This is a genomic window from Oceanobacillus indicireducens (assembly GCF_014647195.1).
In the GTDB taxonomy this organism is placed as follows: domain Bacteria; phylum Bacillota; class Bacilli; order Bacillales; family Amphibacillaceae; genus Oceanobacillus; species Oceanobacillus indicireducens.
On the sequence record NZ_BMOS01000008.1, the window covers coordinates 95702 to 119234 of the forward strand.

Sequence of the window (23533 nt, forward strand, 5' to 3'; positions counted from 1 at the left end):
TTTGATAGTATCCCCGACTCATTTGCTACCAGTCCCTTTATTGTTTCTTAACATCATCCTAATTCTTAAAAAGAAATATTCCCATCCGAAAAATGTCATCTTTTGTTCGTAGTATTTCATGCTATAATGAATTCAATCAGGGAGGTGATCAAGATGAATAAGGAAGAACAAATCATTGAAATGCTTGAAAAAATCATGGATAAGCAGGACGAGCACAGCCATATTTTAGAAAACCACGACTCTCAACTTAAGGAACACGGACAATTATTAACCGCGCTCCGTGCTGGCCAAGAACATTTAAAAGCAGAAATCGATGGTATGAAAATATCAAATGCTAAAGAATTCGGAGGCCTGAAAGAAGAAGTAAACACGTTCCTAATCAACCAGGAACTTTTACGTAATGAATCATGGGCAAATAAAGTCGATATCCAGCGTATTAAGAAAACGATGGGAATGGCCTAGTAAAATTCAGCTAATCTCCAGACATTCCCTCATTTTTTAACTCCATAGAATCTAACCTCAAAAAATAGGTCAGCATCCGTGTTTGACCTGTTTTCTTTTTATCTGCTAATTAAATTGCGTTCCTTACCTGGTATTCGTAAAATCAACTGAAAAGTCACCTGGCATTTCTGTAATTGTTTCAAATAACGGACCCGGGTAATTCATCGCTCGTCCGTTCACTCTAAATGGGGACTTCCATAAAAACACATTTCCCTCATTTGTTGCGTTTTCTGCTCTAACTGATATGATCCCTCCCGGAGCAATATATTGTATATTTCTTTTCTTCGTTCATTCCTATATACTAGTACTACTAGAATGTATAAGGGGGTAAAAGGATGCCGATACCTGAAAATCATTCCATATCGGTTCGTTTAACTGCGAAAGACCACGCTTACAATCAAATACAACAATGGATTATTGACGGTACCCTCCTGCCCGGGGAGAAAATAAATGATACCGAGCTCGCACAAGCCCTCGGTGTCAGCCGGACGCCAATTAGAGAAGCCTTGCAAATTCTTGAAACGGAAGGGTTTGTCAAGATGTTTCCCGGTAAAGCTACCCAAGTTACTGAAATTCATCGGGAATCCATTCATGAGCTGCTTCCCCCACTTGCATCTTTACAGGTTCTCGCAACAAAGCTTGTAAGTGAAGAGATTGAAGAGAATATAATTATGGAATTGGAAGACATCAATCAACGTTTCCAAGCGGCGATCGAGACGGAGAACTATTATTCTGCGCTCAAAATTGATGAATTGTTCCACCAAGTAATTGTCGATGCAGCTGACAATACATATATCAAGCAGCTTGTCCGCTCCTTGCAGGCGCATGTAAGAAGGCATTTCTTCCATAATGGAATCGTTCTTACCAAGGCTTCGATTGCCGACCACCGGAACATTATCCATTACCTTAAGAAGAAAAAACCGGAAGAGGCTGCAGATATAATGGAGAAAAATTGGTTGAGGACATTAGATATTCTATAGATTAATAAAAAAACTGAACCCCCGTATAAGTGCTTCATACGGGGGTTTGTTTGTTTATCACGCATTAACGGTCTGTAATACCCCCATCTCTAAACATAAGGGAAGCTCGAGACGAGAAGGTGGGGGATATACAGTCCGTCAATCCCTGATTCTGTTCAACTAACATTCAGTGGGGAGGTAAGGAACCCCCCTGAATGAAGTTTCACTTTATCAAGTTATTAATTTGTCTCTGTCGCTGCAGCACTGCCTGTAAACTTTGCAATAATTCCTGTAACGAGGATAACAATTAGCGCCGGGGCTAACCAGCCAAGTCCTTGATTATAAAGCGGTAAAAAGGACTCATAGAAATCGAGTACTGGTACCATAAATGCGAAATCGGCAATTTCAAGTGTATCTGTAAGAGTTTTTAAACCATCGAAAATACTGATTAAGAAAGTTACTCCGATTGTTGCCACGTATACAATACGGGCGTGATTAAATAGTGGTGATAAGAATGTTAAAATGATCAATACAATCGCTAATGGGTATAAGAACATCAACACCGGAACCGAAAAGGATATGATATTCGTTAAGCCAAAGTTCGCAACAATGAAGGTAATCGTTGAGAAAAAGACAACTAAAACTTTATAACTGATTTTCGGGAATAAAGTATTGAAATACTCCGCATTTGCAGTCACTAAGCCAATTGCCGTCGTTAAACAAGCAAGAATAATCATGACTGCGAGTAACAAGGAACCGACATTTCCAAAGTAATGGGACGCCGCACCACTTAATACCGGTCCTCCATTGTCAAATAAGCCTAATGAGCCAACCGAACCCGCACCTAAGATTGCAATTCCGATATAAATGGCTCCAAGTAGCGTGATCGCAATGAATCCAGATTTTGTAGCTGCAGATAATATTTGGCCTTTATCTTTAATGCCCAATGCTTTAATCGCATTAATTACAATAATAGCAAATACTAGTGACGCAAGGGCATCCATTGTATTATAACCTTCCAAAAATCCTGTAACAAATGCTCCCTCAATATATCCTTCCTGAGCCTCGCCAATTGCGCCCATTGGATTAAAGATTGCTACAATTAATAGTATTGCCAGCAATAGAACTAGAGCTGGAGCTAGAATTTTACCAACGTTATCTACTATTTTCGCTGGGTAAAGCGAGAATATTAAAGTAATTGCAAAGAAAATTAATGTAAAAATAAGAAGTCCAGTTTGTTCGGAACCATTCGGAACGAACGGCATAATTCCCACTTCATAAGCAACTGTACCTGTTCTCGGCGCTGCAAAGAATGGCCCAATCGTTAAATAAAGTAGTGCTGTAAAAAATACTCCATAAACTGGGTGTACCCTGCTCGATAGTTCTTGCAAGTTGGCACTTCCTGAAAAGGCAATTGCCACGACCCCTAAGAGCGGTAAACCAACTCCGGTAATCAAAAATCCGATAACGGCCGGCCATAAATTCTCTCCTGCATACTGTCCTAGCTGAGCTGGGAAAATTAAGTTCCCTGCTCCAAAGAATAATGCAAATAACATAAAACCTATTGCGACATATGCGGATACTGATATTTTATCTCTCATCTTTCTTCCTCCTAGATGTTCTTTAATTAATTCTTTAGTTAGTCCTTTTGATAGAATTATCAAACAATTTAATAGAGTTCGAGCTATATGCAATATATCGGCTGGAATCTACTATACTATCTTTTAATACAAAAAACAATAGCTAATCTACAAATTTTTCGACTTTTTCCGCTAAAAGGAAAATCTGGACAAGCGAGGATGTCTGGGGGTTATCTTGTCTGCGAACCTAGAAAGGCGATATGGAAGTTATGGGAGGACTAGTTAAAGCCTGAGGGAAGCGGAAGTAGAGACGTTCGTCGAATTAGAGGCCTTATTACCGATCGAAGCATGTGGAATTGTAGTTGTTTGGCCGATTAGAGAATCTCTATTATCAAACGAAGCTCATCAAGTTGAAGAATTTGAGTGATTAAAGGTGCGATAAACGACTGTAGCACACACGAGACCCCGCTAAGAGAAACCAAAAAGAAAGAGAGCAGAACATAACCTGATATTTTACAGTTATGTTCCACTCTTCTAAACTGGGACAGTGCCTCTGACCCCGATGTCCCACTCCCAAACCGAGACAGTGCCTCTGACCCCGATGTCCCGATCCTAAACTGGGACAGTGCCTCTGACCCCGATGTCCCGATTCTAAACCGGGACAGTGCCTCTGACCCCAATGTCCCGATCTCAAACCGGGACAGTGTCTCTAACCCCAATGTCCCGATCCTAAACTGGGACAGCGTCTCTGACCCCGATGTCCCACTCAGGTTGGGTTTATTTTCCATATGTCGTTTACATATTCTTGGATGGTGCGGTCGCTGGAGAATTTGCCGGAATGGGCGATGTTGATGAGGCTCATACGCTGCCATTTCATTTTATCCCTGTAGACACTTTCCGCGTATTCATGGGCTTCAATATATGGCTCGAAATCTTTCAAGACGAAATAGGGATCATTATGATAAAGAATATTGTAATAGATATCTTTAAATTCAATATCATGGGTACCAAATTCTCCATTATTCAACTGATCAAGAATGCGCCTTACTCGATCATCCTTGTTATAAATATCACGGGCATGGTACCCGCCGTGCTGATAATAATCCAGTACTTCCTCTGCTCTTAGCCCGAAGATAAACATGTTCTCTTCACCGACCAAATCGTAGATCTCCACATTTGCTCCATCCATCGTCCCCATCGTCAGGGCCCCGTTCATCATGAATTTCATGTTCCCTGTTCCGGAAGCTTCTTTGCTCGCTGTTGAAATCTGTTCACTAATCTCTGCGGCCGGTATGATTTTCTCCGCTAAGCTTACATTATAATTCTCTAGGAAGATCACTTTCAGCTTGCCCTTAGTATCTTTATCATAATTGACAATCGATGCGACTGTATTGATGAGCTTAATGACTTCCTTTGCTAAATGATAGCTAGGCGCAGCTTTGGCCCCGAAAATGAACGTCCGCGGTGTCATATCAAGATTCGGATTTTCCTTCAACTCATTGTAAAGGTAAATGATATGGAACACATTGAGCAACTGCCGTTTATATTCATGCAGCCGTTTAATTTGTACATCAAAGATCGATTGGTCGTCAACAGTTATCCCCATTTGCTGGTGGATAAAGTTGGCAAGTGCAAGCTTATTTTCATTTTTCACTTTCGCAAATTGTTCAAGTACATCCTTGTCATGTTGGAATCGGAGCAAGCTGATCAATTGTTTTGGCCGTTTGACCCATTGATCGCCAATTATGTCTTGGATGAGGGAGGTGAGTTTCGGATTCACCTGCATGAGCCAGCGCCTATGGGTAATTCCATTTGTCTTATTATTGAAGCGCTCCGGATAAAGCTCGTGGAATTCTTTCATTTCCTTTTTCTTCAAAATTTCTGTATGGATATTGGCGACCCCGTTCACACTAAAGCTTGCGACGATTGCGAGCCGTGCCATATGTACCTGTTCATCGGCAATAATTGCAAGCTCGGGAATTTTATCCCGTTTTTCCTTATGGTCAAACCATATCCCCTGACAAAAGCGTTCATTAATTTCATCGATGATCATATAAATCCTTGGAAGTAACTTCTGCATCATTGCTATTGGCCATGTTTCTAATGCTTCACTTAATGTTGTATGATTCGTGTAGGCAAATACTCGTGTCGTAATTTCCCACGCCTCATCCCAGCCAAGATCCTCTTCATCCATTAAAATACGCATCAACTCTGGAATACTTAAGCTTGGGTGGGTGTCGTTAATCTGAATGACTATCTTTTCCGGAAAATGTTTTGAGGAAAGCCGGTAATTTTTCTTAAACTGCTTGATCATATTCTGCACGCTTGCTGAGACAAGAAAGTATTGCTGCTTTAGCCGTAGCTCCTTTCCTTCATAACTGGAATCATCAGGGTAAAGAAAGCCTGAAAGCTGTTCAATCGAATGCTCGAAATCAAGATGATGATAAAATTCTTCTTGATCCCCGGAATTGTCCGGCGCCCCGGATACAGGTTCGGCACTCCAGAGCCGGAGCGTGTTCACCGTCTCATTCTCATATCCGATAACTGGAACATCATAAGGCACGGCTAAAACTTTATCTGTATGTTCATGATTGATTTCGAGTGAACCGTTACGCCTCTGATGCATTCGGACAATCCCCTGAAACTGGACAACACATGCTTCTTCCTCTCTCCGCACTTCCCATGGATAAGGTTTTTTCAGCCAATAGTCTGGGAGCTCGACCTGGTTTCCGTGGATAATGCGCTGCTCGAACAATCCGTAACGATACCTGATTCCGTAACCATGCCCAGGATAATTTAAAGAAGCGAGGGAATCAAGAAAACAAGCAGCTAGCCGGCCGAGACCGCCATTCCCGAGCGCAGCGTCTTGTTCCACTGTAAAGACGTCTTCTGCTTGGAAGCCAAGTTCTTGAAGCGCCTGATTTGCTTCCTTGAGCATACCGAGGTTCAGTAAATTACTTTCGATTAGTCTTCCAATTAAAAATTCCATGGAAAGGTAATAAACTTGTCTCGTTTGCTCCGATTTATAACGTTCATTTGTTTTATCCCAAAGCGGCTTCACCTGTTCATTGACGACAGCTGCTAAAGCGTAAAACACTTCTTCCTCCGTCGCTTCTTTTACATCAAGACGATATGTCGTGTTTATATACGTTGTCATGCGTGCTTTCAGGTCTTCTGCAGTTAACCGCTTCAAATTAATTCGCTCCCTGCTCATTTAACTGATTTGTCGGTGATACTATATCCTTATAAAGCTCTTTATACTGTTTCGCTGACTCCTTCCAAGTATAAGCACCTTTATTTACATTTTTAATAAGCTGCTTCCATTTTTCTGTATCACGATAGATTTCGAGGGAGTAATCGAGCACATGAAGCAGTTCATGGGCATTATAATTGGTGAAACTGAAGCCATTCCCTTCCCCTGTTTCCTTGTTGAAGGCGGTCACCGTATCTTTCAAGCCGCCCGTTTCTCTTACAATTGGAACGGTGCGGTATTGGAGTGCAATCAACTGGGATAACCCGCAAGGCTCAAACTTCGAAGGCATCAGTAAAAAGTCGGCACTCGCATAAATTCTCCGAGCGAGCTGTTCACTGAACGTAAGCAATGTTTTCACCTTATCTGGATATGCCCCTTCAAGATACGTAAAATAATCCTCAAACTCCTGCTCCCCGGTACCAAGAACAAGGAATTGAATATCTTTTTGTAAAAAATCATCTATGATCCGCTGAACGAGGTGAAGCCCTTTTTGTTCCACGAGCCTTGTCACCATCACATAAAGCGGCCGATCCGGGTGATAAGTGAAGCCAATTTCTTCCTGAAGCAGCTCGCGATTTCCAAGTTTTTTACTTCGAGCTGTCCGGTAATTAATTGGCAGATGCGGGTCTGTCAGTGGATGATATTCCGTGGTATCAATCCCGTTCAATATGCCGATGACATCCGCTTCCCGTTCGCGGATCATTTGATGCAGCCCTTCACCGTAGTACGGTTCTTTTATTTCTTCCGCATAGGTTGGGCTTACCGTTGTAATTTTATCCGCATGAAACAGAGCTGCCTTCAAGCTATTAATCATCCCGTCCCATTCCATCCCCGCTAAATGTCCGCGGTCTATTTGAAAGAAATCTTCGTAAACATCTGTTGGCATCAGCCCTTGATATTTTAAATTGTGGATGGTGAAAACTGTTTTTAAATTCGGCAACGGCTGCATGACTTTCGCTAACAGGACGGCAAGACCTGCTTGCCAGTCATGGGCGTGCAGAACGTCTGGTGTGAAATCAAGCAGGGGAAGCGCTGTAATCACCGCATGACTGAAAAAGACAAATCGCTCTCCGTCATCATAATAGCCGTAAATACCTTTTCGACTAAAATAATAGTCGTTTGAAATAAAATAATAGACACAGTTTTCATGGGTTAACGTATAAAGCGCAGCCTGCTGTTTTCTCCAGCCGACTTGGACGTCATACGTCGTAAGATATTCCATTTTCTCCTGCCATTCCTCACCGATCTCATCATAATAAGGTAACATCACCCGTACTTCCAGCTCCTCATGAGCTTGAAGCGCCTGTGGCAATGAACCAATTACGTCCGCCAGCCCCCCAGTCTTAACAAACGGCACACCCTCTGAAGCAACAAATAAAACCCTCTCCATTTGCACTTACCTCCTATCATTGGGACATGGGGTCAGAGCATTTGTCCCACCACTGGGACAAATGCTCTGACCCCAATGTCCCGCTAAACGATTTGTCTTTTTGCTACGACGTATGGTTTGTCGCTTGTGCCAATGATGCGTTGGCCTTTTTTCACATGGACGTCTTTATCTAAGATTACATTTTCAAGGTAGACATCTTCTTCAATTTTACAGCGCTGCATGATGATGGAATTTTTGATTGTAGAATGGTCACTTACTTCCACCCCACGGAAAAGGATACTGTTTTCCACCTGACCATTCACGATACAGCCATTTGCAATAATCGAATGATTAACGAGTGCCTGGGCTTGGTATTTCACAGGCGGGTTGCTTGATGCTTTCGTCCGGATGAACGGTTTCGCAAATAAATTAATGAAATTCTCTTCCGTCAATAGTTTCATATTTTCCCGGTAAAAGCTTTCAATCGTATTTATAAACGCATGATATCCATCATATTTATACGCCCGGACGTCCAATTCATGGAGCTGGTCTTTGATTCCATCGGCAAAAAGATTCTCCTTATGGTAAGCGATGCAATAATTGACGATCTCCATCAGTAAATCCTTCTTAATGATATAGACACCCGTGAATACATTAGGATTCTGCTCATCATTCGTTATGCCGATTACCCTAGCGTCTTCCCCTTCTTCAATCCGGAAATAAGCTTGATGCTCCGGTCGGATCTCATCAACCGGCGTATAAATTACCGTCACGTCCGCGTCCGTTTCAAGATGCTGGCTGAACGCTTCTTTATAATCCGTATTCGCAATGAACTGACTGCCGCTAACTAGGACATGGTTCGCCTTCCCCCGATTAAAATAATCTCGATTATTATGGAAAAAGCTCAAATCACCACGTGAGCGATCACTAGGATCATTCCAGTCCGGCGGTAAAATAAATAACCCGCCATGTCTCCGGTCGAGATCCCAACTTTCCCCCGACCCAAGATGATCGAGCAGGGAGCGATATTTATGCCGAACAAATACTGCCACTTCCTCCATTCCAGAATTGGTCATATTTGATAAAGCAAAATCGATCAGACGGTATCTTCCGGCAAATGGAATTGATGCATTATTGCGGAAGTAGGTGAGTTCATTGAAAACATGATATTCCTGATCAAGATTAATTAGCCCCATCATCCGGTCCATTAGTTCATACCCTCCATTTCACTAAAATGCTCCCTTATATTTTCCTGATTAAGGACTAATGGTTCTGCGTGCTTCGTCGCGTAAACCTGCACCCCGTCCGGAACCTCCGTATTTTCCATGACGATAACCCGTTCCAGGACGACATTTTCTCCGATAGTCACTCCAGGATGCAGGATCGATTGATGGATTGATGCATGCTGTTTTACGAGCACATTTCGGAAAAGGACGGAATTCGATACATCTCCATAGATAAAGCAGCCGGTATTAATGAACGAATTTGTCACCCGACCGGTTCCTCCAATATATTGCGGCGGGAAATTGGCTTCATTTGTATAGATTTGTTTACTCCGGTCTTCTCTTGCTACTGAAAGCGGACTACCGGAATCTTCGTCCAGTAAATCCATCGTAGCTTCCCAGTAACTCTGAATCGTGCCAACGTCTTTCCAGTATTCGGTAAATAAATAAGCGAAAAGCCGTTTATCCTGACCAAGCATTGCCGGAATAATATCTTTGCCAAAATCATGGCTGGAATCCGGATCAGTCGCATCTTCTATTAAAAATTCCCGGAGTGTTTCCCATGTGAATATATAAATCCCCATTGATGCAAGATTACTTTGCGGGTTAGCAGGTTTTTCTTCAAATTCATAGATTTCAAGTGTCTCGGTAGTATTTAAAATTCCAAACCGGGAAGCATCCTCCCACGGAACTTCAATGACCGAAATCGTTGCATCGGCATTCGTCGCTTTATGCTGCGCGAGGACAGATTGATAGTTCATTTGATAAATATGATCACCGGAAATAATGAGCACATATTTCGGATCATATTGATCGATGAAATGAATGTTCTGGTAAATTGCATCAGCAGTTCCAGAATACCAATCCCCTCCATGCTTGCCGGTTGCCGGCGAAAGCATCGTCACACCGCCATTCCTCCGGTCCATATCCCAAGCTTTGCCGTTACCGATATGCTGATTTAAATTGATTGGCGAGTATTGTGTCAATACGCCAAGTGTTTGAATCGAGGAATTTGCACAGTTGCTTAATGTGAAATCAATAATCCGGTACTTCCCGCCGAATGGAACAGCAGGCTTCGCGTTCTCATTCGTAAGTAAACCGAGGCGTTTCCCCTCTCCTCCTGCTAATAACATTCCAACACATTCTTTCAATTCGCATCCTCCTCGTCTCTTCTCTTAAAAATCATGACAGCAAGTGGGGCAACTTTTATTTTGATATGCTGCTCTAAGCCATGCCATTTCTTGGGAATACTGAAATGTTCATCATTATATTGACCCGAACCGCCGAAATTCTCTGCGTCCGAATTAAAAATCTCTTCATAAACGCCTGGTTCCGGCACTCCGATTTTATAATCATAATGGACATTCGGTGTAAAATTACAGACGATAACGAGTTCTTCCTTCTTACATTCCGCCCGTCTTCTAAAAGCAATTACGCTTTGATCAATCTGATGCGGGTCAATCCAAGCAAAGCCTTCCGGTTCATGGTCAAGCTCATACAATGCCGGCTCACCTTTAAACAGGCAGTGTAAAGCTTTGATATAATCGAACATTCCTTTATGTAATGGATAATCCAATAGATGCCAATCAAGCTCCTCTTTATCCTTCCATTCAGAATAGAGGGCAAGCTCTGCACCCATGAACAATAATTTTTTCCCCGGGTGGCTGAACATATAGCCGATGAGCAAACGTAATCCGGCGAATTGCTGCCACTGGTCGCCAGGCATTTTGGATAATAAAGATTTCTTTCCGTGGACGACTTCATCATGCGATAGTGGCAATAAGAAGTTTTCCGTGAATGTATACATGAAGGAGAATGTGACCAGATTATGATGCCACTTGCGGTAGATTGGATCCATCTCCATATATTCAAGCATGTCGTTCATCCAGCCCATATTCCATTTGAAATTAAAGCCGAGACCTCCAAGATAAGTCGGTGCGGTGATGAGCGGATAATCTGTACTGTCTTCCGCCATCATGAGCGCATTCGGCCGGTATTGGAAGACTGTTTTATTCAATTTACGAAGAAAGGCAGTTGCCTCGAGATTCTCTTCCCCCCCGTAAGAATTAAAGATTTTCCCCTCGTGCTCGGGCCGGTCAAAGTTAAGATAAAGCATACTTGCGACCGCATCGACACGGATTCCATCTATATGAAATTCCTCCAACCAGTAAATGGCATTCGAAACAAGGAAGCTCTGTACTTCTGGACGCCCGAAATCAAAGGCTAGGGTACCCCAGTTATGTTTCTCCGCTTTTTTCAAATCACGGTATTCATAGAGGGCTTCCCCGTCGAACTGACGTAAACCGAAATCATCTTTACAAAAATGTCCCGGAACCCAGTCCATAATGACACCGATTCCCGCCCTGTGGCAGGTATCAACGAACGCTTTGAATTCTTCCGGGGTGCCGTAACGGGATGTGATCGCATAATAGCCGGTTATCTGATAGCCCCATGATAAATCAAATGGATGCTCTGCTAGTGGCAAAAGTTCAATATGGGTAAATCCGAGATTTAATACATATGGAATAAGTGCTTCTGCAAGTTCTATGTAGGTTAGATGATCACCATTCTCCTTCAATTTCCATGAACCAAGATGCACTTCATAAATGGATATCGGAGAGGTATGAGGATTATAGGTCCGCATCTCTTTCAGCCAGGCAGTATCTTTCCACTCATAGACTTCTAGGGAAGGTGTCAATGAGGCAGTGCGTGGACGGACTTCCGCTTGCCGGGCATAGGGGTCTGCTTTTAGAATCATTTCGTTGTCTGCTGTAGTTATATGGTATTTATAAGCAGTGTTAGGAGGTATATCGCTGAAGAAACCTACCCAAATCCCTTCGTCATTCAAGCGCGTCAACTCATGAGTCTGTCCCTTCCATTCATTGAAATCGGCAGCAATAGCGACACGCCTTGCGTGAGGAGCCCAGACAGCAAATCGAAAGCCTTCCTCACCTTCCCATTCAATGAAATGGCAGCCAAGCAATTGATACACTTGATAATTCGTTCCTTGATGAAATAAATAAATTGCATCTTCATTCATGCCATACAACAACATTCACCTCCTTTATTACAACAGAAGATTATCACTAATTCAAGATAAAGGCAAGGAAGATTTTGAATATTTTTTATACATTTTTGTCGAAACCTAGCGAATCGATGAAAAAATATAAAATAATATTCGTTAATTCATAAAACCTAATCCCTTCACCGTTCGCATGATGTCTAATACTATAGTATAAATACGGTTATATGATTGACGAATATCAATATTTTTGGAAAGACAAAATAAATTTAACAAAGCTGTAACAAGTATTTTCACAGTTAACTGTCTATACTAAAAGGCATATATTTGTTTAACTGTTTATCACGTATTAACGGTCTGTAATACCCCATCCTCTAAACATGAGGGAAAACCAATATGTGAAGGGGGTAAACAGTCCGTAAATACCTGATTCTGTTCAACTAACATTCAGTGGAAAGGGAAGGATTCCCCACTGAATGAAGTTTCACTTTATTAAAAGGGTTACGATGCTGCTAAGGCGAGCGATAAAGGAGGCAGGTTCATGAGCAATTATACGGCATGGATGGATGACGTTCATCTCATTACAATTTCAGTTGATGAGCTGGACCCATTAAGAAAGAGGCTTGATACTCCACCGATCATCTATTGGGAGAAAGAACAAACCTATTTTCATACTGAGTTCCATCAAGCACCAAATCCACATACCCTACATTTCTCCCATCAAGAAGCACTTCCAATTGGCGAGGAATTGACCTTATTATGGGGAGAAGCGGAAATCCCTGTCTATCCTAGAGACATTGTCCGGAAAGAGGCTTTTGATGAAAGATATAGCGCACCCGACACGACATTGGGACCGATTTGTACGGAGGCTGAAGCAACTTTTCAACTATGGACTCCTGTTGCAACTACCGTGGAAGTAAATGTTGACGGTAAGTTGTACCCCATGAACCGGACCGAGAACTTCGTATGGACGCTTACATTAGCCGGCGATTGGCACGGTTCACCTTATCATTTCGAAGCATCCATCCACGGCAAAAGGGTACGTGTAAAAGACCCGTATGCAAAAGGCATGACCCCAGACAGTGAAACTTCTGTTTTGATCGACCTTTCCCGTACGATGCAATTGAAAAACACGAAACTTCCTGTTCAGTATCCGACAGACGCAATCATTTATGAACTTCATGTGAGGGATGCAACGATTCACCCGAACAGTGGTGTGAAAAATAAAGGCCGATTTTTAGGACTCACGGAGAAATATACGACAACGGAAAATGGATATTCAACCGGGTTATCCTATCTAAATGAATTGGGTGTGACCCATGTACAGCTTCTCCCTGTTAATGACTATGCCCGCGTTCCTGAAATGGAACCAGAATTAGGATATAACTGGGGATATGACCCGCTTTACTTTCAAGTACCTGAAGGCAGTTATTCCGTTCTTCCCGATCAGACACTTGCCCGAATTAATGAGCTGAAAAAGATGATTCAAGCATTCCATGAAGAAACAATTGGAGTCATTCTTGATGTTGTATTTAATCATGTCTTCGTTAGGGAAGAATCCGATTTCGAAAAATTAGTTCCTGGCTATTACTTCCGTTACGATAACGAAGGAAACCCGAGTAATGGAACCGGTGTCGGGAATGACTTTGCCTCGGAAAGGAAAATGGCAAGGAAATTTATTGTCGATACGATTGATTATTGGCTAACAGAATATAAAGTTGATGGGTTCCGTTTTGATTTAATGGGGAATATCGATATCGAAACAATTCGGCAAATTAAAGAACGCTGTCTGCAAGAAGAGCGAATGATTCTTTTACTCGGAGAAGGCTGGGATTTACCAACCGCACTAGATCGGGAGAAAAAAGCGATTACTGCCCATGCAGCTCAATTAAAAGGGATTGGCTTCTTTAATGATTATTTTCGAGATACTTTGAAAGGAAGGCTATTTGACACCGGGGACAAAGGCTTCATCAATGGATCCGGGCGTTTTCATGAACGACTCGGCGACCTTGTGAAAGCTGTGACGTTAACGGAAGGAATTAGTAACCACGAAATTCAGCAAAGCGTAAATTACGTAGAATGCCATGATAATCATACCCTTTGGGATCGGCTTGCCCTTACAAATAAAGAAGACTTTTCCACACGGAAGAAAATGCATCAACTGGGAACAGCACTCACATTGCTTAGCCAAGGTATTCCCTTCCTTCATGCCGGGCAAGAATTTTTCCGGACGAAATATGGAGTGGAGAATAGTTACCTGGCCGGAGATGCTATCAATGCAATGAATTGGACCCGTCGGGAAACAGAGAATGAAACAGTTGAGTTTGTTAAAAAACTGATTCAGTTGCGGAAAAATCATTCCGTATTTCGTATGCGCAGTCAAGAGGAAATCGCCCAGCGCCTGCACCTGTTAGAGGGACATAATCCATTATTTGGCTTCACCTTACTAGAAGATGGAAAAGATATTACCATCTTCATCAATCCTACTCGTGAAGTAAGGCATATACAGCTTCCAGCACCAGGCAATTGGAAAGTTACGGTTACGAATCACCAAGAGAGACCGGACAAAGTTGTTCAAGGTGACTTGTTCCACGTTTATGAGTATGAAGTTGCTGTACTGGAGAAAGACCGTTTTTAGAGTCAGCTGGTTTTTATTATACTACTGGAAATTGAAAGTATTAGAGAAATGAAAGATTAGAAGGTTTCATATGGTAATCGGCCTCGGAGCAATCGGGGCCGTTAAAAACGTAGAACTAGGGCGAGCGAATACTGAAATGCAGCATCATACCGGTCCGGATACGATTATTCTTTCCCTCCTAACGGTGTTTCCAGTGAAGAAATAATTGAGATAAGACTATTAATAAGATAAATTAATATTTGAGCTATATACTATTTTTCTGTATGATTAAATCTATACTATTTTGACAAAAAGAGGAGGATGTTCATGGATAACCCAATTAGAATAGGCATTTTAGGATACGGTAATTTAGGACGAGGTACAGTAAAAGCTGTTAAACAATCCTCCGACATGGAAATTGTAGCGGTATTCACAAGAAGAGATCCAGCAGATCTAGAGTTGGAGGATGCCTCCATTCCGGCATTACATATTGATGAAATAACCGATTATCAGGATAAGATTGATGTGATGATCCTCTGCGGTGGTTCAGCGACAGACTTGCCAGATCAAGGACCAGCATACGCTCAACTGTTTACGACCGTTGATAGTTATGATACCCATGCTAAGATTCCAGATTACTTTGAAGCTGTTGACGCAGCAGCGAAGGAAGGTGGCAATACTTCCATTATCGCAGTCGGCTGGGATCCGGGTCTATTTTCTATCAACCGGCTTGTAAGCGAATCAATCATACCAAATGGGGAAACGTATACGTTCTGGGGGAAAGGATTAAGTCAGGGACACTCCGACGCTGTCCGCCGCGTAGAAGGAGTTAAGGCTGGTGTCCAGTACACGATTCCGTCGGAAGATGCAATGGACCGCGTTCGCAGTGGAGAGAACCCGACATTGGAAACAGCAGAAAAGCACCGCCGTGTCTGCTATATCGTGCCAGAAACTGGCTATGATGAGGCAAAAATTGAGCATACGATTAAAACGATGCCGAACTATTTCGCAGATTTTGATACAGATGTTCACTTCATTACCGAAGAGCAACTGGCTAAAGAACATGCGAAAGCACCTCATGGCGGCTTCGTGATCCGCTCCGGACAGACTGGAGAAGACAATAACCAGCTAATCGAGTTCTCACTCAAACTGGACAGTAACCCGGAATTCACTTCAAGTGTGCTTGTCGCCTATGCCCGCGCAGCATACCGCTTGAACCAAGCAGGCACGACCGGAGCCAAAACCGTATTCGATATCGCACCAGGACTCCTCTCTCCACGCCCGGCAAGCGATTTAAGAAGAGATTTATTATAATATTGAGAGGCAAAATCCCAAGTCTTTGTTATGACTTGGGATTTTTTGTCACGCATTAACGGTCTGTAATATCCCCACTTCTAAACATAAAAGAAACCCAACATATGAAGATGGGGATAAACAGTCCGTAAATCTCTGATTCTGTTCAACTAACATTTCAGTGGGGGATAAGGAAACCCCCACTGAATGAAGTTTCACTTTATATTCGATAAATTAAGATACGATCGTCGGAATCATTTTTGTAGAAAATATCAATCGTTATTTCCTGAACTAATTCAAAGCTCGTATTCTTTTCCAGATAATAAATATATTCCGCATGCGGATAGTAAATCAGAAGATCGATCGAACGCGGATACTCCTCCACCGACTTTAAAATATTATGGACGACTTTTTGAAAAATCTTGACCGAAAATGGATTGAAAAAATAGAACCGATTATCCTCTGGTGCAATTTGATACTCTTGTGCCGGACAATTTAAAAATTCAATCCTTTTTAAACGATCCGGGTGCTGCATTTGATAGCCTGCTAAATTCTCAATTGCATCTGCCAATAAGTCATCCTCCATTTCCACACCTTTCACCGAAGCACCGGTAAAATGATGAAGATAGAAATTAATCCGCCCTTTCCCGCAACCGAAATCAACAAAACAATCATTCTCCGTTATTGGATAATGCTCAATCAACGTTTCCAATGTTTCATAAGATGTCGCTTCATATGGATTATTATGGTAGGAAACAGGGAGCTTTACAAACCTGTTCGCTCCCGTGCGGATCCCAAGTAATTTATCATACTTATATTGTTTCAACATTATCTTCCCTTTTCTACTTCTGCCGCTGAATCATGATGCTTCTTTTCAAATTCTCGCATTACATCGACCAGTAATTCTACCCCTTCCACCGGCATTGCGTTATAAATGCTCGCCCGCATACCGCCAACGGAACGATGACCTTTCAACGTTTCAAGTCCCGCCGCTTTTGCTTCTTCAATGAATGCAGCATCAAGCTCTTTGGATGGCGTGACAAAAGGAATATTCATAAAGGAGCGGCTTGCCTTGTCTACTGGAGTCGTGAAGAAATCAGACTCGTCCAGAAAATCATAGAGAAGTTGCGCCTTCTTTCGGTTCTTCGCCTCCATCGCTTCAATACCGCCAAGACCTTTTAACCATTCAAATACGAGGGATGCCATGTAAATGCCAAAGGTTGGTGGTGTATTATATAATGAATTGCTTTCGCTATGTGTCTTATAATCAAGCATAATTGGGCAATCCGCCTTCGCTTTACCGATTAGGTCTTCACGGATAATAACAATTGTAAGCCCAGCTGGACCAATATTTTTCTGAGCACCGGCATAGATGATACCGAACTTATTCACGTCAATTGCTTCAGATAAAATATTGGAAGACATATCAGCAACTAACGGAATGTTGCCTGTGTCCGGGATATCCGTAAAAGCGGTCCCTTCAATCGTATTGTTCGTCGTAATATGTATATAATCTAACTCCGGATCAAATTCCACCTCGTCAAGATTAGGGATATAGTTGAACCCGCGGTCTGCACTTGAAGCGATAACTTCCACTTCACCGAATTTCTCCGCTTCTTGGATCGCCTTTTTCGACCAGGAACCAGTATGGACAAAGCCCGCTTTCCCATTTTGCATCAAATTCAGCGGTACCATGGAAAACTGTAGCGTCGCCCCACCTTGGAGGAACAACACTTTGTAATTATCCGGTATATTCATTAATTCACGTAAATCTTGTTCTGCTTTCTCAATCACTTCTGTAAAAAGTTTAGACCGGTGACTAAGTTCCATAACTGACATTCCAGAATCCGCATAGCTTAATAATTCTTTTTGTGCTTTTTCCAAGACTTCTAACGGTAGGATGGAAGGCCCTGCTGAAAAGTTATAAACACGCTTCATTCGTTCTCGCCCCTAACTATTTTCATGTTCAACATTCGGATTTTTCAATATTAACCTTCATTATAATCAATGCCCTTGCATGTTGCAAGCGGGTAAACGAACGTTTTATAGCACAACTGATTTAACGTACGTAAACATTCACCTAATTTCCCAATCCACCGCAGCTCGTCCATTTGCACTCAAAAATTCATTCGTTTCCGAAAATGGTCTACTGCCGAAAAATCCCCGATTTGCTGAAAACGGACTCGGATGCGGCGATTTAATAATATGGTGGCGCTTATTCGTAAGGAATATTTCCTTTTCCTGGGCATGTTTTCCCCATAAAATAAACACGACCGGATCTGTCTTTTCATTGACGAGTTGGATTACTTTGTTCGTAAAATGCTCCCAACCTTTCCCGCGATGAGAAGCTGGCTGTTTTTCCCTTACCGTAAGTACCGTGTTCAACAACAACACCCCTTCATCAGCCCATTTTTTCAAGTAACCATGGGCTGGGGGTTCGATTCCTAAGTCACTTTGAAGTTCTTTATAGATATTTCGTAAAGAAGGGGGAATCGCTACACCCTTTTGCACAGAGAAACTTAAGCCATGGGCTTGATTCGGTCCATGATACGGATCTTGTCCAATCAGAACAACCCTCGTATTCTCGTAACTTGTGTAATGGAGGGCATTAAAAATATCGTCCATATCAGGATGAATCTTGTAATTCTTATATTCTTCTTTTAGAAACTCCCGTAATTCCAAGTAGTATTTTTTCTGAAATTCCCCTTCAAGCAAGGGGGCCCAATCATTTTTTAAAATTGTCATCAGCTAACCTCCTGTCAACTCCAATCAAAAAACCTTCGGAGCATCCGCCAGAATACACGCGGGATATATAGAAAAAACTCAACTATGAACATATACCAATCAAGCTGTTCGATACGCTCCTCGGCTTTTCTACTTTTCTTTTTTAATTCTTTCCCACTCATTACATACCCTCCATCTAATTTACCACGTATTAACGGTCTGTAATACCTCCACTTTTGAACGGGGACGGAAAATCCCAGTGAATGAGTTTCACTTTATCGTAACAAATGTCATCAGTACAGCAGTAAGACCGACTAGAATAACCGCTGGGATTATAAATATGCGTCTGAAGCGCAACCAAGCCGCGTCTCGAACAGTTTTCTCGATAGGTACGACACTGAAGAAATGTTCATCGAGCATTTTTTCATACAATCCTCTCAGCCAGGAATTATACGTCAAAAACAATGAGAACGTAATGAAAATCAACCATTTCAACCAGATAATTGGAAGTAACGTAATTGCAAATAAGGTGACGCCGATGATTTGGAAATAGCTTTTAAGATAGACTGTATGTCGCAGGAATCCTTTTAAGAGCATTTCCAGAAGGCCATTTTCCGGATTTGTTTCTTTAAAAATCCTTCTGCTATTTCTAAAGAGTAGAGGCCGTTTCCCGAAACGAATTGGAGGCTTCTCCACCTCTTTCGCCATTCCGAGCATTAACTTCGCATAGCGCATCCGCACCTTGACCTCGTTATTCACCTCTTCAAAAAAGTAGCGTTTTGCCGGAACCATAACGTAATAATTCCAGACGGTGAGAAAAATGACGCTAGCAGCACTTGCTATGAAAAGGATATCGAGCGATAGGTACATGACAAGATTGCTGATGAAAATAAAGAGAACAGCAAGCAAAATCCAACGCTTCACTGGGTGGCGAATGATTTTTTTCACGGTAGATATAAGCAATTGATAAGCTAGGAGAAAAACAAACAGAAAAAAGATTTGACGCACACCAAGCCCAATCAGCTGGATAAGCCACGGTAAGGTAATAACGAGTAATACCACGGCCAGCCCTATCCTCTGCAACACAGAATATGAAAAAGCCGTGGTCCGTAAACCACGATATAACTTGGGCCGGTCAAGTAAAAACAATTGATCTGCTTCTTTCATAAACATACGGAATTGGACAATCGTCAAGAGAAGTAACATCAACCAGATAATCACCGTTCCCGGCAATATTTCCGGCCAATAGGATGCGGTATCCTTCCAGATATCAATATAAAAAAGCACCCCGAATATAAGGAATGGAATAAAAGCATAGAACCAAACTATCCAATCGATGAACATTCCAAGTATCTTCCGCTGATATTTTATATCATCAATTAATCGTAATTTAAATAGTTTCCTACCGGTCATCTGCCTCACGCTCCGTCAATATATGAAAACAATCGAATAAAGACCCTCCCTGCAGTCCGCTCTTACGCTGGATGTATTCCAATGTACCGTCCGCAATCAGCTTTCCGTGTGAGATAAGCAAGAAGCGGTCACAAATCTTCTCCGCTGTATCAAGTACATGCGTCGACATTAAAATGCCGGCACCGCTCTCTTTTTCTTTTGCAATCATATCAAGGAGCTTCCGGACCACTTTCGGATCTAGCCCCATAAACGGTTCATCAATAATATGCATATTCGCTTCCTTTAAAAATGCGAGCATAATCATTGCCTTCTGCTGCATGCCTTTGGAGTAGCTTTCAGGATAATGATGCACCACATTTTCCAGTTCAAATTCTTTTAGCAATCCTTGCATTTTCCGAGTGAAATCCGCTTCGTCCGCTTCAATCGTAGCTAGAAGAAAATGAAAATGTTCCATTAGCGTCAAGCCAGGATAAAAAAAGGGGCGTTCCGGTATGTAAGCATAATTTTCAACTTCGATCTCCCCTTGCACGTAATCAATGACGCCGAGCAAGGATTTAATTGTTGTACTTTTCCCAGCTCCGTTCGGTCCGATTAATCCGACGAGCTCGCCTGGATGAACATTAAATGTAATATTTTTTAAAACTGGTTCATTTTTACTGTAACCCGCTTCTTGGATCTCGCATCGTAACATAAATGAAGCCGCTCCTTTCATTTCTATTAACTAGTACGGCTACTCATCGCTGAAAGTTTCATGCTTTTCACGTATAATTGAGGATATTGCAGTAAAAGAAAGGATGTTGCTCACATGAATGCTTTTGTACTTTTGGTTTTTGCAATTATAAGTGAAGTGTTCGGCAGCTCCTTTTTGAAGCTGACGAATGGCTTTAAAAAGATACTACCAACACTCGGGGTCATAATCGGATACGGAACCGCTTTTTACACTCTTTCTCTCACGCTAACCGAATTACCACTTGGCTTGGTTTACGCAATTTGGGCTGGGATGGGAACTGCGCTAACCGCCATAGTTGGAATAGTCGTTTATAAAGAAGTATTTAATATGAAAAAGTTAACAGGAATCCTGCTCATCATTGCCGGAGTTGTCCTATTGAATATTTGAAAGCAGGTATTAGGATTTTGAGCGAGGGATTGGCTTTTCATTGACCGAATGAATGAGGATCGTTGTCGTTCAAGGGATTAGGAAACTTCTAACTGACGGAACGAGGAAGAGTTGCTGTCGTTCGAGCGATTAGAAGGCCTTTAATCGACTGAATAAGGGAGATTCTCTGTGTTCCGGGGAATTAAAGATTACAAGCTACAAAAACAGAGCGGTCTAACTGGGACAATTGCTCTGACCCCAAAAAGAAAGTTGGTGTTAGATATGAATGTGAAGGGTTATAGTTTCCTTGTTGTTTCGATTGTTGCTGAGATCTTTGGTACGCTGATGCTGAAGCTCTCCAATGGTTTTACGTTGTTGTATCCATCGCTTGCAGTCATTTTCGGGTATGGGCTATCTTTTTATTTTCTCGCTCTTTGCCTGCGTTCCGTCCCGCTAAGTCTCGCTTATGCGATTTGGTCTGGAGCTGGAACTGCTTTAACTGCATTGATCGGCTTTCTTTTCTGGAATGAAGCATTCCACCTCGCCAAGCTACTCGGCATTATTCTCATTATTGGAGGTATCCTCGTCCTGAACACAAGTGACACAGCGCACAATAAAAATAAAACCAAAGAAAAAACTATTTAAAAAATGGGGCAATCAATGTACTGAACTTGATTGCCCCATTCCAATTTTTAATTAATTCCACGCATATATTTCTTCAATTTAGGTGCAAGGAATAATAAACAAATTCCTAACAGAATCGCAAAACCACCAATGGCTCCGAAATAAATTGCCTCTGTCTCTACTGAATAAAAACGTACTACTTGCGCGTTGATTGCCTGTGCGGAAGCGTTCGATAGATTCCAAAGACTCATCATCTGGGCCGCAAACGCAGCCGGCGCAAGTTTCGTGGATGCAGACAGTCCAACCGGAGATAATAATAATTCACCGATTACGACGAGGAAGAAACTCGCCACTAACCATAGCGGGCTAACGAGAGATTCTGTTCCGTTAAATATAGCTGGGAAAACCATAATAATAAAGGATAAACCAGCAAAAATTAACCCAAGTGAGAACTTCTGTGGTGTACTCGGTTGACGATCACCAAGTTTCACCCAGAGCCAAGCAAATACTGGAGCAAGTGCCACAATAAATAATGGGTTGAGTGATTGGAACCACGAAGATTTCAGTTCAAAACCTAAGAAACTTAACTGTGTCCGTTCGTTTGCATATGTTGCAAGAATATTCGAGCCTTGTTCCTGAATCGCCCAGAACATCATTGCAGCAAAAAATAGCGGAATATATGCCAATAACCGGGAACGCTCATCATCGGTTGTCTTCTTACTGCGGTACATTACAAAAATGTAAATAGCTGGAATAATAACACCTGAAATACTAATAAAGAATATGACACGTTCAATTGTTAACCAGCCACCGGAAAACCCTAACCAAAGAAACGCCGCGATGGCAACTCCACCAAATAAAAATCTGCGTGCAATGCTGCCTTTTTCAGTAGCAGATAAAGGGTTCGGTACTTGCATTCCCGCAAGACCCATATTCTTCTTCCGCGTGAATAAATAGACAACTAAGCCCGCGAACATACCTACGGCGGCTAAGCTAAATCCAAGGTGGAAACTATATTCCTGTCCAATTGTTCCGACAATTAATGGTGAAATGAATCCACCCATGTTAATTCCCATGTAATAGATACTAAAACCGGAATCACGGCGTGAGTCTGTCTTGCTGTAAAGTTCTCCAACCATTCCACCGACGTTCGGTTTCAATAAGCCTGTCCCAATAATGATAAAGAGCATGGATAATAGCAATGCGGTAAATCCACCAGGCAATGATAAAATAATATGACCAATCATAATCAGAACTCCACCGTAAAATACGGTCCGGTTCATTCCTAACAAGCGGTCGGCAATCCAACCACCAATTATTCCTGACATATATACTAAAGAACCGTAGATAGCCATAATCGAGTTAGCTGTTGTGCGGTCCAGTCCTAGGCCACCCTCGGTTATTTCATAGTACATATAGTAGAGTAGAATAGCGCGCATCCCGTAGTATGAGAACCGCTCCCAAAACTCGGTGAAAAATAATGTTGATAAACCTTTTGGATGCCCGAAAAAACCTTTTTGAGGCACGGTCTTCAATATCGCATCCCGTTCTTTAGAGTCCATTTGCTGTTAATCCTCCTCTAAGTTGTAAATATTTCTAAGACCCCTTCAGTTTTCTATCGGTACGTTATGATTGTTTTCTTTCTGAAATATCATCCGATACACCAATCCTTTATATTTTAAATCCAATAACAATGCAATCGCAAGCCCAACGAAGGCAATGCCGCGATACATATTTTTCCGTTCTGAATTCATCCTTTTCCCTACCTTTCACTTCAAGGCTGTCTTAGTAATATAACATTCCTATTTTATCATTTTTTATTTTTACTTACAATTGAGTAATTTTTGTAAATGTACTGG

At 42.0% G+C, this 23533-nt stretch carries 21 protein-coding genes; 7 read left to right on the forward strand and 14 right to left on the reverse strand.

The window, feature by feature from the left end; all coding sequences use genetic code 11:
• Positions 1 to 153 precede the first annotated feature (153 nt).
• Positions 154 to 462 (forward strand): hypothetical protein, encoded by a 309-nt coding sequence (locus IEX94_RS07480; RefSeq protein ID WP_188856685.1) that lies wholly within the window; start codon positions 154 to 156, stop codon positions 460 to 462.
• A gap of 374 nt (positions 463 to 836) precedes the next feature.
• Complete coding sequence (locus tag IEX94_RS07485) at positions 837 to 1481, forward strand: GntR family transcriptional regulator (protein ID WP_188856686.1); 645 nt, start codon at positions 837 to 839, stop codon at positions 1479 to 1481.
• 218 nt (positions 1482 to 1699) lie between these two features.
• On the opposite strand, the gene brnQ is transcribed toward IEX94_RS07485, so the two are convergent.
• The 6 genes from brnQ to glgB all read right to left on the reverse strand — a co-directional run bounded on the left by brnQ (position 1700) and on the right by glgB (position 11940).
• Complete coding sequence (gene brnQ, locus IEX94_RS07490; RefSeq protein WP_188856687.1) at positions 1700 to 3061, reverse strand: branched-chain amino acid transport system II carrier protein; 1362 nt, start codon at positions 3059 to 3061, stop codon at positions 1700 to 1702.
• Between the two features lie 745 nt (positions 3062 to 3806).
• Complete coding sequence (locus IEX94_RS07495; RefSeq protein ID WP_373290807.1) at positions 3807 to 6233, reverse strand: glycogen/starch/alpha-glucan phosphorylase; 2427 nt, start codon at positions 6231 to 6233, stop codon at positions 3807 to 3809.
• Between the two features lies 1 nt (position 6234).
• Positions 6235 to 7683, reverse strand: coding sequence for a glycogen synthase (locus IEX94_RS07500; protein ID WP_188856689.1), 1449 nt, complete (start codon positions 7681 to 7683; stop codon positions 6235 to 6237).
• A gap of 83 nt (positions 7684 to 7766) precedes the next feature.
• Positions 7767 to 8870: a glucose-1-phosphate adenylyltransferase subunit GlgD gene (gene glgD / locus IEX94_RS07505; protein ID WP_156857102.1), complete on the reverse strand. Its 1104-nt coding sequence runs from the start codon at positions 8868 to 8870 to the stop codon at positions 7767 to 7769.
• Complete coding sequence (locus IEX94_RS07510; protein WP_229782618.1) at positions 8870 to 10036, reverse strand: glucose-1-phosphate adenylyltransferase; 1167 nt, start codon at positions 10034 to 10036, stop codon at positions 8870 to 8872. The genes glgD and IEX94_RS07510 overlap by 1 nt, the downstream gene beginning before the upstream one ends.
• Positions 10033 to 11940: a 1,4-alpha-glucan branching protein GlgB gene (gene glgB, locus IEX94_RS07515; protein ID WP_188856690.1), complete on the reverse strand. Its 1908-nt coding sequence runs from the start codon at positions 11938 to 11940 to the stop codon at positions 10033 to 10035. The genes IEX94_RS07510 and glgB overlap by 4 nt, the downstream gene beginning before the upstream one ends.
• 508 nt (positions 11941 to 12448) lie before the next feature.
• Here glgB and pulA point away from each other — a divergent pair.
• The 3 genes from pulA to IEX94_RS07525 all read left to right on the forward strand — a co-directional run bounded on the left by pulA (position 12449) and on the right by IEX94_RS07525 (position 15838).
• The gene (pulA, locus tag IEX94_RS07520; protein WP_188856691.1) at positions 12449 to 14545 is read left to right on the forward strand and encodes a type I pullulanase; all 2097 of its coding nucleotides are present in this window, start codon (positions 12449 to 12451) and stop codon (positions 14543 to 14545) included.
• 70 nt (positions 14546 to 14615) lie between these two features.
• On the forward strand, positions 14616 to 14750 hold the full coding sequence (locus IEX94_RS19990; RefSeq protein WP_255454397.1) for a hypothetical protein: 135 nt from the start codon (positions 14616 to 14618) through the stop codon (positions 14748 to 14750).
• 101 nt (positions 14751 to 14851) lie between these two features.
• Positions 14852 to 15838: a diaminopimelate dehydrogenase gene (locus tag IEX94_RS07525; protein ID WP_156857099.1), complete on the forward strand. Its 987-nt coding sequence runs from the start codon at positions 14852 to 14854 to the stop codon at positions 15836 to 15838.
• A gap of 199 nt (positions 15839 to 16037) precedes the next feature.
• Here the strand turns inward: IEX94_RS07525 and IEX94_RS07530 are convergent, their stop codons facing one another.
• The 6 genes from IEX94_RS07530 to IEX94_RS07555 all read right to left on the reverse strand — a co-directional run bounded on the left by IEX94_RS07530 (position 16038) and on the right by IEX94_RS07555 (position 20645).
• A complete protein-coding gene (locus IEX94_RS07530; protein ID WP_229782619.1) occupies positions 16038 to 16646 on the reverse strand; it encodes a class I SAM-dependent methyltransferase in 609 nt (202 codons plus the stop codon).
• Positions 16646 to 17755, reverse strand: coding sequence for a 3-phosphoserine/phosphohydroxythreonine transaminase (gene serC / locus IEX94_RS07535; RefSeq protein WP_156857098.1), 1110 nt, complete (start codon positions 17753 to 17755; stop codon positions 16646 to 16648). Before serC ends, IEX94_RS07530 begins: the two co-directional genes overlap by 1 nt.
• A gap of 138 nt (positions 17756 to 17893) precedes the next feature.
• Positions 17894 to 18562, reverse strand: coding sequence for a uracil-DNA glycosylase (locus tag IEX94_RS07540; protein ID WP_156857097.1), 669 nt, complete (start codon positions 18560 to 18562; stop codon positions 17894 to 17896).
• A gap of 14 nt (positions 18563 to 18576) precedes the next feature.
• On the reverse strand, positions 18577 to 18723 hold the full coding sequence (locus IEX94_RS07545) for a hypothetical protein (RefSeq protein WP_156857096.1): 147 nt from the start codon (positions 18721 to 18723) through the stop codon (positions 18577 to 18579).
• 88 nt (positions 18724 to 18811) lie between these two features.
• Positions 18812 to 19954 (reverse strand): ABC transporter permease, encoded by a 1143-nt coding sequence (locus tag IEX94_RS07550; RefSeq protein ID WP_156857095.1) that lies wholly within the window; start codon positions 19952 to 19954, stop codon positions 18812 to 18814.
• On the reverse strand, positions 19944 to 20645 hold the full coding sequence (locus tag IEX94_RS07555; RefSeq protein WP_156857094.1) for an ABC transporter ATP-binding protein: 702 nt from the start codon (positions 20643 to 20645) through the stop codon (positions 19944 to 19946). The genes IEX94_RS07550 and IEX94_RS07555 overlap by 11 nt, the downstream gene beginning before the upstream one ends.
• A 114-nt stretch (positions 20646 to 20759) precedes the next feature.
• On the opposite strand from IEX94_RS07555, the gene IEX94_RS07560 reads away from it, so the two are divergent.
• Positions 20760 to 21071 (forward strand): DMT family transporter, encoded by a 312-nt coding sequence (locus tag IEX94_RS07560; RefSeq protein WP_188856692.1) that lies wholly within the window; start codon positions 20760 to 20762, stop codon positions 21069 to 21071.
• Positions 21072 to 21338: 267 nt separating this feature from the next.
• Positions 21339 to 21695 carry a DMT family transporter gene (locus IEX94_RS07565; RefSeq protein WP_156857115.1) on the forward strand — a complete coding sequence of 119 codons (357 nt, stop codon included), beginning with the start codon at positions 21339 to 21341 and terminating at the stop codon, positions 21693 to 21695.
• Positions 21696 to 21742: 47 nt separating this feature from the next.
• On the opposite strand, the gene IEX94_RS07570 is transcribed toward IEX94_RS07565, so the two are convergent.
• Together IEX94_RS07570 and IEX94_RS07575 are read right to left on the reverse strand one after the other, a co-directional pair.
• Positions 21743 to 23236: a peptide MFS transporter gene (locus IEX94_RS07570; protein ID WP_188856693.1), complete on the reverse strand. Its 1494-nt coding sequence runs from the start codon at positions 23234 to 23236 to the stop codon at positions 21743 to 21745.
• A 45-nt stretch (positions 23237 to 23281) separates the two neighbouring features.
• Complete coding sequence (locus tag IEX94_RS07575) at positions 23282 to 23428, reverse strand: hypothetical protein (protein WP_188856694.1); 147 nt, start codon at positions 23426 to 23428, stop codon at positions 23282 to 23284.
• Between the last annotated feature and the right edge of the window lie 105 nt (positions 23429 to 23533).